Raw genomic sequence first — 15,170 nt, 5'->3', positions numbered from 1 at the left:
CCAGCGTGCTGGCCTGGCGCGCGTTGTCGGCGTTCTGCTTCACGATCGAGGTCAGCTCTTCCATGCTGGATGCCGTCTCCTCCAGCGACGAGGCCTGCTGCTCCGTGCGTTGCGACAGGTCCGCATTGCCCGCAGCGATCTGCTTGGTGGCGCTGGCGATCGAATCCGCCGAGCTCTTGATATGGCCGATGGTGCCGGTCAGCTCGCGCTGCATCTGCGCCATGGCGTACAGCATGCTGTCCTGGTCACCCGGGCGCGTTTCGACGCGCAAAGCCAGATCGCCGGCGGCGATACGGGCGGCGATGTCGGCGGCATAGGCTGGCTCACCACCAAGCTGGCGCTGCAGGCCGCGCGTGACCGTGACAACCACCAGCGTCATCACCGCGCCCACACCCAGCAGCAACCCGAGCGACTGCATCAACGAGGTACGGAACGCCGCATCGACGTCATCGACATACAGGCCGGTCGTCATCGACCAATCCCACGGCTCGTAATAGGCCACGTACGTCAGCTTGGGCTCCGGCGTGGTGCTGCCGGGCTTCGGCCACAGGTAACGCACGAACCCGCCGCCGGCTTTGGCCGTGCGCGCGATATCGGAAAACAGGTGGTTGCCGGCCGGGTCGGTCGCGGCTGACATGTTCTTGCCGACCATCTCTGGCTTGAACGGATGCATGACCGAGACGGTGTCGCTCCTGGACAGCGAGAAGTAGCCGTCGGTACCGTAGCGCATGTCCTTCAGGCGCGCCATCGACTGGGCCTTGGCTTCGTCCACGGTCATCTTGCCTTCCTGCGCAAGCTGAGCGTATTCCTTGATGACGCTGAACGCCGTGGCGCTCACGTTCTGGAGGTCGCGCTGCCGCTCCTCCATGCGCACCGTGCGCGCGCTCCAGGCGCTCCACAGTGCAATTGCCAGCAACCCGAGCCAGCTCAGCACGAGCGGCAGCCACAGCTTCTGTCGAAGCGTGAGTCGATTCATTGTTCCCTCCCAGGCATGACCCAGACCGCGCAGAAGGCGCGGTGCTCCCCGGCGCGATTCCACGCGCTCCTGTGGACTAACGGGCGGGTGCGGAAGAAACTTGAGCAGCGCGCATAGACAAGGAGCCGCTTGGCTCAGCGCAGCGCGTTGGGGTCGATGGTCGGGAAGGTGCCGTCGCCCGACGGGGCCTCGGCTTGTGCGGGTGTCGGTGCCTGGGCAGGGTTTGCCGGCGCGGTGGAATCCGATTCCGCAGCATGCTCCAGCGGCGACCACGACTCCCACAGCCCCTGACGCTTGAACGTGAAATCCGGCGCAGCATCGCTGTCCGTTTCGGGTGCCAGCAGCGCCGGCTCGGAAACCGCTGCCTGCGCAACGATCTCGGAATGGGCACCCGCCATGCGCACGGCCCGACCATTGGCGTCGCGCAGGGCGACGCCGCTCGCCTGGATGCGCCGGTAGCTGCCATCCTTGTGGCGCATGCGGAATTCCGCGACATACGTTGGCGCATCGCCGTCGACGAGCGCCTGGATGCGGTTGAGGACCAGCGGCAGATCGTCCGGGTGGACCAACCGCAGGTATTCGCTCGTGCTGGGACCGATCTCCTTGAGCGAGTAGCCGAGCATGCCGGCAAAGCGTTCGGAGAAATGCGCCCCGCGCGTGACCAGGTCGAACTCCCACAGGCCGACGTGGGCGCCGTCCAGCAGCAGCTGGTGCCGGGCGGTCAGTTCAGCCTCGCGCTGGCGGTAGCTCTGCTCCAGGTCATTGAGCGCCTGCATGGTTTCCTTGCGGCGACGAATCTCGCGCGTGACGATGGCTGCCGACAGCTCCCCCTCGGACCGGTCACGAAAGCCCCGCAGGAACACGGCCAGCAACGTGACGACCACGCCGGCTATCAACGCCAGACGGATCCACGCCGGCGCCTCGGTTGCGGCGTCCGCGCGTGCCGAGCCAAGCAGCGGCGCGGCAAACTCCGCACTCAGCGACAGGCCGATCCCCAGCAGCACGCTCACCAACAGGCTCATGGAGGGAGCCCGCGCCACGCCTGGCGGAGAAGACAGCGCAAACTGCAGCGCCGCCGCACAGGCCAGCGACGAGAGCACGATAACGATGCCGAGCAATCCCGCGTCCGGCAGGGCCGTCTCGGCCAGGGTGCTGATGCCGGCCTGGATCAACAGCATGACGGGCCCGCAGACCCCCAGCAGCAACGCCATCAGCAGCGTGCGGACGGCTCCCGTGCCCGAACGCATCCCCAGCACGCACCACAGCGCCGCTGCGGCGATGCACCAGCCGAACGCGGCAAGGGTCGGCACCAGGATCGACGGCATCTCGCGCAAGGGCCAATGTGTGGCAAGCGGCAGCAGCGATGCCGCCCACAAACCGGTCGCCACCACCAGCACCGAGAATACCCACGACAGGCGCGCGCGACCCGTGGATTCACCGCGCAGCTCGTCGAACAGCCGCAGCAGCAACGCGCCCACTCCGCACGCGGTCAAGAACGGCAGCAGCACGGGCGACAGCATGCCCGCAAGCACGTCGGTCAGGTGAGCGACAAGCACATCATCCACAGCAGGGTGCCTCGTCTTTTTGGTCTACACAGAACCGAGAGGGTAATGGATCAGCCGCGCGTCTGAAAGCCGTCCGGATTCATGCTTTGCCAGCGCCAGGAGTCTTCGCACATGCGCTCGATGCCGTACTGGGCGCGCCAACCCAGCAGCGACGCGGCCAGAGCCGGATCGGCATAGCATGCGGCGATGTCGCCGGAGCGGCGCGCGACAATTTCATAGGGCACCGGGCGGCCGCTCGCGCGTTGGTACGCCGCAACGACTTCGAGCACCGAGTAGCCCCGGCCGGTGCCCAGGTTGACGGTAAAGCCGCGGCCATCACGGCGCAGCACGTCCAGTGCGCTCAAGTGCCCGCGTGCCAGATCCACCACATGGATGTAGTCGCGCACGCCGGTGCCGTCGGGCGTCGGCCAGTCGCCGCCATAGATGGACAGTTTCTCGCGCTTGCCGACGGCCACCTGCGCCACGTACGGCATCAGGTTGTTGGGAATGCCGCGCGGGTCCTCACCGATCAGGCCGCTATGGTGCGCGCCCACCGGGTTGAAGTAGCGCAGATGGCCGATCTGCCAGGCCGCGTTGGAAATCTCCAGGTCGCGCAGCACCTGCTCGCCCATCACCTTGGTCTGGCCGTACGGGTTGGTGGCCGACAGCGGAAACGATTCGGTGATCGGCACCGTATGCGGATTGCCGTACACCGTGGCCGACGAGCTGAACACCAGTTGCCGCACGTTGGCATGGGCCATGGCGGCGCACAGCGTCACCAGCCCGCCGAGGTTGTTGTCGTAGTAGGCCAGCGGCTTCTGCACCGATTCACCCACCGATTTGAGCGCCGCGAAGTGGATGACCGCCGAAATGCGCGTGCTGGCAAACAGGTCATCGAGCAGGCGGCGGTCGCGCACGTCGCCCTGTACGAATTTGGGCGTCTTGGCGGTGATCTGCTCGATGCGCGCCAGCACCGTCGCGCTGCTGTTGCACAGGTTGTCCAGGCCGATCACCTGGTAGCCCGCATCCAGCAGTTCAACCCAGGTGTGCGAGGCGATATAGCCGGTGGCGCCGGTCAGCAGAATGGTTTCGTTCATTGCGTGCAGGGGTTCGAGGAAGAGAGCGGTTCGTGCCGCGCTTGTGTGGTGCCCGCGCGCGGCATCGGTGGTCTGGCCGGCCACGGCCTGGCGAGCCGACGAGACAGCGCGATCATAGCAAAGCGCAGCAAGGGATTACGGACCGAAATGCCAAAAAAATGGCGTTACGACGCGGGCCCTGGGTGGTTGGCCGCCAGCCACTCGGTGTACGCCCCGCGCAGGCGCCATGCCGAGGTCTGGTCGCGCAGGCCGAGCGCATACCCCACTTCAGCCGGGGCCGCCCCCGCATCGAACAGCGCCGCGGCATAACCGTTGCGCAGCGTTTGCGGCGAGAGCCGTTCGCTGCGATGCACCAATGCCGGCAGCGCCGCCAGCCATGCCTCCACACGCCGGTACACCGACGCCGCGTGCATGACGCGTCCGCTGGCATCGGCCACGAAGATGCGCTCACCGGGCACCTCGGCGTGGCCGCGCACGGCGAGCCAGGCGGCCAATGCCGGGCGCGCCCGCTCGAGCAGCGGCGCCACATACGATGGCCCGCGCACCGGCTCGACGGTGATGGTCTCCAGCGCGTCGCCCACCTGGCGCAGCAGCAGCGATTGCACCTGCGCCACCTTGAGCCCCGCGCCATGACACACCGCCACCAGCGCCCGATCGCGCGCCAGCTTGAAGGCACTGGCGTTGGCCGCGGCCTCGCCGGCACGCGCGCCCACCTCCAGCGAGGCCTCGATGGCCCCGCGCTCGGTCGTCGACAGGAAGGTGGTCGGATCGTTCTCGCCCTCGGCCAGCTTCTGGCGCACCGCCGAGCTGGCCGGGTTATGCGTGCCGGTGCGCAGCAACTCCAGCTGATGGAAGACGCGCTCGATCAGGCGCGCGTAGCGGTAGCGGTGCAGCTTGGTGAGGCCGGATTCGTCGAGAAAGGCGGCGATGTCGCCCGCGCTCCAGTCGGCCAGCGCGCGCTGATGCGATTCCGTCCAGCGCAGCCATTTGCGCCACATCGCGCGGTACACCGTGGCCGACGACTCGCGATAGCCGCGTGCGGCCAGCCAGTGCTCGAAGGCTTGCGCGGGCTGATCTGCCCAATCCCGCAGGCTGGGCTGGAAGAGATCCGGCGACGACGTGGCGGGTGGCGCGAGGTGTGGCGATGGGGCAGCAGACATGCAGGAAAAACGGGCGATCGCGAGCCCGTGCGGGCATTTAGCGTATCCTGCCGAGCGTAACACGCCGTTATTGGATCGCATCGTGAAGAAAACCGACCTCGAAAAACTCAAGGGCCTCAAGATCAACAACAGCCTCAAGCGCGATGGCCAGCGCGCCGGCAAGCCCGGTCAGGGCGCCAACAAGGCGACGCAGCAAAGCAAACTGCTGAACAAGCTGCTCGGCAAGCCCGCACCGGAGCAGGACAAGCCCTGACGCGCACCCTGTAAAACTAGAACCCTGCCCTGTTGTTCCAACGGGTGTCAGGGTGCTACCGTCCGGCGCGTTCCCACACCACAGACGCGCCGGCCCCATGTCCGCACCCTCCACGCCCTACCCCCACCTGCTCGCCCCGCTCGATCTCGGCTTCACCACGCTCAAGAACCGCGTGCTGATGGGCTCGATGCACACCGGGCTGGAAGACGGCAACCACTTCGATCGCCTGGCCGCCTACTTTGCCGAACGCGCACGGGGTGATGTCGGCCTGATGGTCACCGGCGGCTTCGCGCCGAACATCGCGGGCTGGACCAAGCCGTTTGCCGGGCGCCTGGCCACGCACGGCGCCGCCCGCCATCACCGCGCCGTGACCGACGCCGTGCACCAGGAAGGCGGCAAGATCGCGCTGCAGATCCTGCACACCGGCCGCTACGGCTACCACCCGTTTGCGGTCGCGCCCACCGCGCTGCGCTCACCCATCAGCCCGTTCACGCCGCGCGAGTTGTCGGCACGCGGCATCGAACGCCAGATCCGCGCCTTCGTGCGCTGCGCCGTGCTGGCCCGCGAGGCCGGCTACGACGGCGTCGAGATCATGGGTTCCGAGGGCTACTTCATCAACCAGTTCCTCGTCACCCACACCAACAAGCGCACCGACGACTGGGGCGGCAGCTATGCCAACCGCATGCGCCTTCCGGTGGAGATCGTCCAGCGCACGCGCGAAGCCGTCGGCCGCGACTTCATCATCATCTACCGCCTGTCGATGATCGACCTGATCCCCGACGGCAGCTCGTGGGAAGAAGTCGTGCAACTGGCCAAGGCGGTCGAGCGCGCCGGCGCCACCATCATCAATACCGGCATCGGCTGGCACGAGGCGCGCATCCCGACCATTGCGACCAGCGTGCCGCGCGCGGCCTTCGCCTGGGTGACGCAAAAGATGAAGGGCGAGGTCGGCATTCCGCTGGTCACGTCCAACCGCATCAACACGCCGGAGGTGGCAGAGAGCGTGCTGGCCGATGGCTGCGCCGACATGGTGTCGATGGCACGCCCGCTGCTGGCCGACCCCGACTTCGTGCGCAAGGCAGCGACAAATCGCGCGCAGGACATCAACACCTGCATCGCCTGCAACCAGGCGTGCCTGGACCACGCCTTCAAGGCCAAGACCGCGAGCTGCCTGGTCAACCCGCGTGCGTGCCACGAGACCGAACTCGTCATCCGCCCGACGCCCGCCCGCCGACGCTTTGCCGTGGTGGGCGCGGGGCCGGCAGGCTTGTCGGCGTCGATCACGCTGGCCGAGCGCGGTCATGCCGTTGACCTGTACGACGCCGCGCCCGAGCTGGGCGGCCAGTTGAACATGGCCAAGACGGTTCCCGGCAAGGAAGAGTTCCACGAGATGCTGCGCTACTTCACGCGCCGCGTGGAGGCGACCGGCGTGGCGCTGCGCCTGGGCGCGCGTGTCGACGCGCAGCAACTGCTTGCAGCCAAGTACGACGCCATCGTCATCGCGACGGGCGTGTCGCCGCGCAATCCGAAGATCCCGGGGCAGGATCACCCGAGCGTGCTCTCCTACATCGACGTGCTGCGCCATCGCAAGCCGGTGGGCAAGCGCGTGGCGATCGTCGGCGCGGGCGGCATCGGCTTTGACGTGGCGGAGTTCCTGGCGCTTGATGGCCACTCGCCCACGCTGGACCTGCCCACGTGGCGCACCGAATGGGGCGTTGGCGATCCGACCGAGGTGCGCGGCGGCGTGGATGGCATCCGTGCGCAGCCCGAAGCGCCCGCGCGCGAGATCGTGCTGCTGCAGCGGCGCGCCGGCAAGCTGGGCGCGGGCCTGGGCAAGACCACTGGCTGGATCCATCGCACCAGCCTGAAGAACATGGGCGTGCGCATGGTCGGCGGCGTCAACTACGAGCGCATTGGCGACGAGGGCCTGCTGGTGAGCTACGGCGACAAACGCGAAGCTGCTGAATGGCTGCCGGTCGATTCCATCGTGCTGTGCGCTGGCCAGGAGCCGCTGCGCGAGCTGGTCGAACCGCTGCAGGCGGGCGGTGCCAAGGTGCACGTGATCGGCGGCGCGGACGAGGCGCGCGAGCTTGATGCCAAACGCGCCATCGACCAGGGCACGCGGCTGGCCGCGTCGCTCTGAGGCGAAAGCACGCCGGGTGCGGTGGCCACCGCTCGCGCGGGATGTAAAGGATTTGCATCAAAACCGCGCTTTTACACGGGTGCCCACCCTCATATCGGCCGCAGATGTTGCTCTGACAACGCTTTCCCTGATCGGCCCGCTTCTTGCGTGAATTGGCGTATCCCGCACCCGTTCACGCATTGGCTTGCCTCAGACTGCTGCCCCCACTCCCCCGCCACACACGGCGCCCCTGCCGCCGGTCGATCCGGCGCGCACCGCCTTCCTGCTGGACTTTGACGGCACGCTCGTCGATCTCGCGCCGCAGCCGGATGGCGTGCACGTCCCGCCCACCCTGCGCGCAACCCTCACGGCGTTGCAGCGCGCCAGTGACGGCGCGCTGGCCATCATCAGTGGCCGCACGGTGCAGGACATCGAAACGCATCTCGCGCTGCCCGAGCTGGTGATTGCCGGCGTGCATGGCGCCGAACGCCGGCACGCCGACGGCATCGTGCACCGCCTGCCGGCCGACTATGCCGCGCTGGCCGCGCTGGCGGACGAACTGCGCGCGCAATTGCCCACCGTGCCGGGCGTGGTGCTGGAAACCAAAGGCATTGCCTTCGCGCTGCATTACCGGCAGGTGCCGGAGGCCGCTGATGCCGTGCACGCACTGGCGCAACGCCTGGCCAACCGCTACGCCGAGCACGTGCGCCTGCAGGCCGGCAAGATGGTCGTCGAACTCAAGCCGCACGGCGCCAGCAAGGGCGATGTGATCGGCCACCTGATGGCCGCCAAGCCATTCGCGGGCCGCATCGCGCTGTTCGCTGGCGATGACCTGACCGATGAAAGCGCGTTCGAGGCCGTCAATGCACTGGGCGGCTGGACCATCAAGGTGGGCACTGGGCCGAGCGAGGCACGCTGGCGCGTGGCGGATCCGGCCGGCCTGCGCGACTGGCTGGCAACCGTGGCGATGCCCGCACCGGGAGGTGCCACGTGAGCCGGCTGATCGTGGTGTCAAACCGGGTGGCGCCCATCGTCGAGGGCCAGGCCAGTTCGGGCGGTCTTGCCGTCGGCGTGCACGACGCGCTGCGCGACACCGGCGGCCTCTGGTTCGGCTGGAGCGGCGAGGTCATCCCCAGCACACCCACCGAGTCGAACGGGCCGTCCATCGTCCCCAAGGGCGCAATCACCTTTGCCACCGTGGCCCTGAGCCGGCGCGACTACGACCAGTACTACCGCGGCTTCTCCAACGCCACGCTGTGGCCGGTGTTCCACTACCGTGTCGACCTGGCCCGCTACGAGCGCCAGGAATACCACGGCTATCGGCGCGTCAACACGCGCTTCGCGCACCAGATCAAGGACCTGGTGCAGCCCGACGACATCCTGTGGGTGCACGACTACCACCTGATCCCGTTTGCCGACGAGTGCCGCGCGCTGGGCCTGCGCAACCGCATCGGCTTCTTCCTGCACATCCCGTTTCCGACGCCCGAGATCCTGACCACCATCCCGCCGCACGAAGAGCTGATGCGCGCCCTGTGCGCGTACGACCTGCTCGGCTTTCAGACCGAGACCGACCGCGTCGCCTTCTACGACTACATCGAGCGCGAGGCGCACGGCTACATCGAGCAGAAGGATCAGAACGGTGCCGTGCATGCCTACGGCAACACCCTGCGCGCCAAGGTCTACCCGATCGGCGTGCACCCGGATGAGATCGCGCAGCAGGCCATTTCATCGCTGGCGCGGCGCAATCCGTTCGCGCGCAACCCGGGCGACCGCGGCGACCGCCCGCTCAAGCTGATCATGAGCGTGGACCGGCTGGACTATTCGAAAGGCCAGCCCGAGCGCTTTCGCGCGTTCGAACAATTGCTCGATGATTTTCCCGACCACCGGCGGCACGTGACCTTCATCCAGATCGCGCCGACCTCGCGGCAGGATGTGCAGAGCTACCAGCAGATCCGCCAGCGGCTGGAGGCGGAATCGGGCCGCATCAACGGCAAGCACGCGGAGCTCGACTGGACACCGATCCGCTACATCAACAAGCAATATGAGCGGCGCATCCTGATGTCGCTGTTCCGCACCGCGCAGATCGGCTACGTGACGCCACTGCGCGACGGCATGAACCTGGTCGCCAAGGAATACGTGGCCGCGCAGGACCCGGAAAACCCGGGCGTGCTGGTGCTCTCGCGCTTTGCCGGCGCCGCGCACGAGCTGGATGCGGCGCTGATCGTCAACCCATATGACACGCGCGGCATGGCCGAGGCGCTCAACCGTGCGCTGACGATGCCGCTGGAAGAACGCAAGGCGCGCTACGCACACATGATGGAACGGCTGCACGCCGGCAACCTGACGCTGTGGCGCGAGCGGTTTCTGGCCGACCTGCGCAGTGCACCTGCCCGCTAGCGCGCGGGGCGACGTCGGCCCCGGCGTCGTTACAAAAAAATTGCTTGCTATTAGATAGCACGCAATCTAATATCCCGGCCATGGAACCGCGCAAGACACCCTCCCCGCACCCGAGCCTGGCCCTGGACCAGCAGCTGTGCTTCGCGCTGTACTCGACCATGATCGGCCTGAACAAGGTGTATCGCAGCCTGCTCAAGCCGCTGGGGCTCACGTATCCGCAGTACCTCGTGATGCTGGTGCTGTGGGAGCGCGACGCGGTAACGGTATCGGACATTGGCGAGCGGCTGTTCCTCGACTCGGCCACGCTCACGCCCATGCTCAAGCGGCTGGAAGCCGCGGGCCTGATCGAGCGGCAGCGTTCGGACGCGGATGAACGGCAGGTGATCATCTCGCTGTCTGCCGAAGGCCGGCAGTTGGAAGCGCGCGCCAAGGACGTCCCCGGTTGTATCGGTGCCGCCATGGAATGCGCGCCTGGCGAGCTGGAAACCTTGCGCACGCAGTTGAACGACATGCGGGGACGGCTCTTCAAGAACGCTGCCTGATCCGCACGGAACCACCCGACGGGTGCCTCATTGGGCCCGTTTTTTTGAATCAAATATATAGCACACTATTTAATAGCAAACTATTTTCAACACCTCGCAGCGGCTCCGACTTCCGCTGTACATCACCCCACCTCTTCACAAGGAGAAGCAATCATGTCGATCGAAACCGTCCTCTACCGTGCCCACGCCAACGCCACCGGGGGCCGTGATGGCCGCGGCATCACCGACGATGGCCGTCTGGATGTCCGCCTCGCCACGCCCCGCGAACTGGGCGGCGCTGGCGGTGAAGGCACCAACCCCGAGCAACTCTTTGCCGTCGGCTATAGCGCCTGTTTCCTCGGCGCGATGAAGTTCGTCGCCGCACGCGACAAGCTGCGCATCCCGGCGGACGTGAGCGTGCAGGGCTCCGTTGGCATCGGCGCCATCCCGAACGGCTTCGGCATCGAGGTGGACCTGAACATCAGCCTGCCCGGCATGGACCGCGCCGAAGCGCAAACGCTCATCGAGCGGGCCCACATCGTCTGCCCGTATTCCAACGCCACGCGCGGCAACATCGACGTGCGCCTGAATCTGGTCTGAGCTGCCCGAAAACGCCAACAACGATCTCAGGAGTCTTTGCCATGAACCGCATTGCCAAACTTGCCGCCGGTACGCTGCTGTCCGTCGCCGCGGGCGCCGCCTTCGCCGCTGGCAGCCCGGGCGTGGAGCGCAACACCCAGGCCTTCCTCGACGCCCTCGCCGCCGGTGGCGGCAAGCCGCTCGAAACGCTGTCGCCGGCCGATGCCCGTGCCGTGCTGGTCGGCGCGCAGGCGGGCGCCAAGGTGCCGCTGCCGCCCGCCGACGTGAGCGAAAAGACCATCACCGCGGACGGCCAGCCGATCCGCCTGACCATCGTGCGCCCGGCCGGCGCCAAGGGCGTGCTGCCCGCCTTCATGTTCTTCCACGGCGGCGGCTGGATCCTGGGCGATTTCCCGACCCACGAGCGTTTTGTGCGTGACCTGGTGGCCGACTCGGGTGCGGTGGCGGTGTTCTTCAACTACACGCCGTCGCCGGAAGCACGCTATCCGGTCGCCATCAACCAGGCCTATGCGGCAACGAAGTGGGTGGCCGAGAACGGCGCGCAGATCAACGTGGATGGCAAGCGCCTGGCCGTGGCCGGCAACAGCGTGGGCGGCAACATGGCGGCCGTGGTGGCGTTGATGGCCAAGGCGAAAGGCGCGCCCGCGCTGCGTTCGCAGGTGCTGTTCTGGCCGGTGACGAATGCCAGCTTCGAGAACGCGTCGTACGACGAATTTGCCGAGGGGCACTTCCTGACCAAGCCGATGATGCAGTGGTTCTGGAACGCCTACACGACCAACCCGGCGCAACGGCAGGAGATCTTCGCCTCGCCGCTGCTGGCCACGCCCGAGCAATTGAAGGGCCTGCCGCCCGCACTGGTGCAGACCGCCGAGAAGGACGTGCTGCGCGATGAAGGCGAAGCGTATGCGCGCAAGCTCGATGCGGCGGGCGTGAACGTGGTGGTCTCGCGCTACAACGGCATGATCCACGACTTCGGGCTGCTGAACGCGCTGGCCACCGTGCCAACCACACGCGTCGCACTGCACCAGGCCAGCGAAGAATTGAAGCTGCGTCTGAAGTAACCCGGCGTTCCGCATGAGGCATCCGCCGCGCACCTGCGCGGCGGTTTGCCATGCGTCTTACAACCGCGCGCTTCCGCTACGCAGCAATCGCTCCACGCCTTCGGCCTCGTCGTCGGCATGTGGTGCCAGCATGTTGGCCAGGACGGCGTTCATGCGCGCCCAATGCGAGCCGGGCCAATACACGCGCCGGCACACGTCGCAGGTGCTGAACAGGTGCTGACGCTCACGCACGCGCGGCGGCACACTGGCGGCGGCCTGCTCTGCGCTCAGCTGACGCAGCGGCACGTTGCACTCCAGGCAGCGCGAGAACGGCCGCGCCGCTTCGGCCAGACAGAAACGCGCCACGATCTCGCGCATCTGCGCCTGTGGGTCGCGTGCGCGGATGAAGGCGCCCCGGCGGATGCCGCGCCGCTTGAGCAGCTCGCGATCGCGTGAGAGGACGATCCAGTCTTCCGCCTCGGCCAGCGCCTCGATGGTGGCATCGGCGTAGTTGTTGTCGTAGGCGGTATCGAAGCCGGCCATGCGCAGCAGGCGCGCCGTGGCGCCCAGGTGCGCATCGCACAGGAAGTGCATGGGAGCGGTGGGCAACGCCGGTTCCACGTCCATGACGTCGACCGTACCGCACGCCGGCAGCAGGTCATCCAGCAAGGCGATGCGCCCATCGACATGCACGGCCCCCACCTCGGTATGCGGCACACCACAGGTTTCGATCGCGTGCTTGAGCGTGGCACCGGCCGGCCAATCGCGCGCTGCGGGCCGTGCACGTTGGGCGGACGGCAAAAGCGGCGTCAGGCTGGCATCGAACGAGAACAGGACGGTCGGCATGCTTCCCACGATACTCCGACCGCGCTGCGGCGGAAATGACAAACGCGGCGTGGCCTCAAAAGACCACGCCGCGCGAATGGAAAGCCTACGACGAGTAGCGGTGGCCCGAGGTGGCCCGGAGCTCAGGCCGCGCTGGCGAACTGCAGCCGCGGACTCTCCTTGAGCTGCAGGCACGGATGATCGGCAAACAGCGTCGCCACCCAGTCCACGAACACGCGCACCTTGGGCGACAGGTGACGGTTGTGCGGATAGATGACCGACACCGGCATCGGCTCGGAGATGTAGTCCGGCAGCACCTCCACCAGCTCGCCCGACTTGAGGTGCTCGTACACCAGGAAGCGCGCCGTCTGCATCAGCCCCAGGCCATGCAGCCCGCACGCCAACGCCGATTCCGCATCATTGACGGACACCATGCTGCGCACCTTGTGGATCTGCTTCTGGCCGTCGATGACGAAATCCCAATCCATGCGGCGGCCATTGCGCGGCGAAAAATAGTTCACCGCGATGTGGTCCTGCAGATCCTCCAGCGAGGTGGGCGTGCCATAGCGCGCAAGGTAATCCGGCGAGGCGCAATTGACCATCGAGAGCTGCCCGATGCGGCGCGCCACCAGGCTGGAATCCTGCAGTTCGCCCACGCGCACGGCGCAGTCCACGCCTTCCTGCACGAGGTCGACGGTGCGGTCGCTCATGCCGATCTCGAGCTGCAGATCGGGATACGCATCGTGAAAGTCGCGGATACGTGGCACCAGCAACCGTTTGCCGATCGAGCCCGGCACGTCGATACGCAAGTTGCCGCGCGCGCCGGAAGCGCTTTGCGAGAACGCGGCCTCGGTTTCTTCGAGGTCCCCCAGCAAGCGCACGCAGCGCTCGTAGTAGGCCGCGCCGTCAGCGGTGACATTCACGCGGCGGGTGGTCCGGTGCAGCAAGCGCACGCCGAGATGCGCCTCGAGACTCTGCACGAGGTTGGTGACGGTGGCGCGGGGTAATTGAAGGTTGTCGGCAGCCTTCGTAAAACTGCTGGCTTCCACAACGCGCGTGAAAACCTGCATGGCCTGCAAGCGATCCATCTGCGGCTCCTGAGGGTCGGACTCCACGGGCGAGGCGCACTACCGGAATCAGAACGGCAATGCGCAAGAACTGAGGAATCTGAAGGGGTGCACCCGGGCGGCGCGATCAGGACAGCAGCGACTACGGATTCTCGCAGTGCAACAGGACCGGCCTCGAGCAATGACACTTTGTAGCACAGCCGTCGATTTAGATTGTTCGGCTGTGACTAATAGTGATGTCCGATTATAGGCATTTATCCTCGTTCGTCTAATCACCATCATTCAGCCCATCGATATCCGGGTGTTCCGTAAAGGTATGCCCCGCCTGACATCATGGGTTCTTCTCCACCGCGTCTGGTTGTTTCGGACCGATCGCTTTCCGCTGTAGCGCCCGCCACCGACGTGCGTGCGACGGTGGCGTGCTCGCTTTCCGGTGCGGCGAATGCTGCGCACAAGCAGGAATTGCGCGGCGCAACATCCAGCTTGCCTGAGCAAGGGACCGCTTCCCCCGAAAGCGTGGCCGAGGCGCCGCTGCCGCGCGCCGTCGGTGTCGAAGATTATTGGACGCAAGGTTATGCCGGCCGCATCCGCCTGCGCGTCTTCCGTCCGGACGCGCTGGCCGAGGAGGCCGCAGCCCCGCTGCGCCACCCGGGCGTGCTGTACCTGCACGGCGGCGGCTTCGTGGGCGGCTCGATCGACGATGCGGACCTGCCCGCCCGCCATCTGGCGGCGACGCTGCCGGCGGTGGTGGTGACGGTGGGCTACTCGCTGGCGCCGGCTGCGCCCTTCCCGGCCGCGCCGGAAGACGCCTACGCCGCGCTGTGCTGCATGGCCGAGCACGCCGCCGCCTGGGGCATCGACCGCCGCCGGCTGGCCGTGGCCGGGCACGACGCGGGCGGCAACCTGTCCGCCGCGCTCACCATGATCGCCCGCGACCGTGGCGGCCCCGGCCTGGTTGCGCAGGTGCTGATCGCGCCCATGCTGGACCCGACCATGGCGCGCGTGCGGCCGGACCGCCTGGCCAATGCCGACATGTCGGCCGAGGAATGCGCGGCGTGCTATCGCCAGTATCTGCCCCGCCCGACCGAACGCGTGCACCCGTATGCCGCGCCGGTGGAGTCGCGCCGCCTGCAGGGCCTGCCGCCCGCGCTGCTGCTGACCGCGCCGCAAGACTTGCTGCGCACGGAAGCCGAGCGCTACGCCGGCGCGCTGATCGAGGCCGGTGTCGCCACGCAGGTCGTGCGCGTGGGCCATGCCTGTCACCACTCTATCGCCATCGACCGTGCGGCACTGGATGAAGTCGCGTGCTTCCTGCGCTGGCACCTGGGGCTGACACGGCAGGCGGCGCCGCGCAAACGCCGCGCTCGGACCGACCGGAAGGACCGGTCGGCCACGGCAGAGGAAGCGCCCGACTGATGCGACACGGCAGAAGCCTCCCCTCATTGCACTCATGAATTCAGCTCAATAGGGCATGCGGTTTATGTGGCTTTATCAATCACTGGCGCTGGTTTTCAATCCCGGAGCAACGTAGACCTGCGAGCCAGGCCCACTGCCCCGTCCGGCGCGAA

General features: G+C 67.2%; 14 protein-coding genes. 8 read left to right on the top strand and 6 right to left on the bottom strand.

Annotation, left to right across the window (positions count from 1 at the left end; translation table 11 throughout):
* The 4 genes from QZ609_RS03495 to QZ609_RS03480 form a co-directional block, all read right to left on the bottom strand.
* Window positions 1-976: methyl-accepting chemotaxis protein (locus tag QZ609_RS03495; protein WP_295491139.1), on the bottom strand; the 976-nt coding region annotated here is incomplete at its 3' end.
* A 134-nt stretch (window positions 977-1,110) separates the two neighbouring features.
* Entirely contained in the window at window positions 1,111-2,541 is a 1,431-nt protein-coding gene (locus tag QZ609_RS03490; RefSeq protein ID WP_295491137.1) for a PAS domain-containing protein, read from the bottom strand.
* Between the two features lie 50 nt (window positions 2,542-2,591).
* Window positions 2,592-3,617, bottom strand: coding sequence for a UDP-glucose 4-epimerase GalE (gene galE / locus QZ609_RS03485; RefSeq protein WP_295491134.1), 1,026 nt, complete (start codon window positions 3,615-3,617; stop codon window positions 2,592-2,594).
* 164 nt (window positions 3,618-3,781) lie between these two features.
* On the bottom strand, window positions 3,782-4,777 hold the full coding sequence (locus QZ609_RS03480) for a tyrosine-type recombinase/integrase (protein WP_295491132.1): 996 nt from the start codon (window positions 4,775-4,777) through the stop codon (window positions 3,782-3,784).
* Between QZ609_RS03480 and QZ609_RS03475 the strand changes: the two genes are divergently transcribed.
* From QZ609_RS03475 to QZ609_RS03445, 7 genes are all read left to right on the top strand, one after another.
* Window positions 4,776-5,030: a hypothetical protein gene (locus QZ609_RS03475; RefSeq protein WP_295491158.1), complete on the top strand. Its 255-nt coding sequence runs from the start codon at window positions 4,776-4,778 to the stop codon at window positions 5,028-5,030. The genes QZ609_RS03480 and QZ609_RS03475 overlap by 2 nt on opposite strands.
* Window positions 5,031-5,127: 97 nt before the next feature.
* Window positions 5,128-7,173: an NADPH-dependent 2,4-dienoyl-CoA reductase gene (locus tag QZ609_RS03470; protein ID WP_295491129.1), complete on the top strand. Its 2,046-nt coding sequence runs from the start codon at window positions 5,128-5,130 to the stop codon at window positions 7,171-7,173.
* A 184-nt stretch (window positions 7,174-7,357) separates the two neighbouring features.
* Window positions 7,358-8,146, top strand: a complete 789-nt coding sequence (otsB, locus tag QZ609_RS03465) for a trehalose-phosphatase (RefSeq protein WP_295491126.1) — start codon at window positions 7,358-7,360, stop codon at window positions 8,144-8,146.
* A complete protein-coding gene (otsA, locus tag QZ609_RS03460) occupies window positions 8,143-9,549 on the top strand; it encodes an alpha,alpha-trehalose-phosphate synthase (UDP-forming) (protein WP_295491123.1) in 1,407 nt (468 codons plus the stop codon). Before otsB ends, otsA begins: the two co-directional genes overlap by 4 nt.
* 80 nt (window positions 9,550-9,629) lie before the next feature.
* Window positions 9,630-10,091: a MarR family transcriptional regulator gene (locus QZ609_RS03455; RefSeq protein WP_295491120.1), complete on the top strand. Its 462-nt coding sequence runs from the start codon at window positions 9,630-9,632 to the stop codon at window positions 10,089-10,091.
* A gap of 153 nt (window positions 10,092-10,244) precedes the next feature.
* A complete protein-coding gene (locus tag QZ609_RS03450) occupies window positions 10,245-10,670 on the top strand; it encodes an organic hydroperoxide resistance protein (protein ID WP_295491118.1) in 426 nt (141 codons plus the stop codon).
* A 41-nt stretch (window positions 10,671-10,711) separates the two neighbouring features.
* Window positions 10,712-11,731 (top strand): alpha/beta hydrolase, encoded by a 1,020-nt coding sequence (locus tag QZ609_RS03445; protein WP_295491116.1) that lies wholly within the window; start codon window positions 10,712-10,714, stop codon window positions 11,729-11,731.
* Between the two features lie 57 nt (window positions 11,732-11,788).
* Here QZ609_RS03445 and QZ609_RS03440 read toward each other — a convergent pair whose 3' ends face one another.
* Window positions 11,789-12,556 (bottom strand): Mut7-C RNAse domain-containing protein, encoded by a 768-nt coding sequence (locus QZ609_RS03440; protein ID WP_295491114.1) that lies wholly within the window; start codon window positions 12,554-12,556, stop codon window positions 11,789-11,791.
* Window positions 12,557-12,678: 122 nt separating this feature from the next.
* Window positions 12,679-13,623 (bottom strand): LysR family transcriptional regulator, encoded by a 945-nt coding sequence (locus QZ609_RS03435; RefSeq protein ID WP_295491111.1) that lies wholly within the window; start codon window positions 13,621-13,623, stop codon window positions 12,679-12,681.
* A 312-nt stretch (window positions 13,624-13,935) separates the two neighbouring features.
* On the opposite strand from QZ609_RS03435, the gene QZ609_RS03430 reads away from it, so the two are divergent.
* A complete protein-coding gene (locus QZ609_RS03430; RefSeq protein ID WP_295491108.1) occupies window positions 13,936-15,018 on the top strand; it encodes an alpha/beta hydrolase in 1,083 nt (360 codons plus the stop codon).
* Window positions 15,019-15,170: the final 152 nt, after the last annotated feature.

The organism is uncultured Ralstonia sp. (assembly GCA_913056305.1).
Taxonomy (GTDB): Bacteria; Pseudomonadota; Gammaproteobacteria; order Burkholderiales; family Burkholderiaceae; genus Ralstonia.
This window is presented reverse-complemented; position numbering and strand designations above follow the sequence as displayed.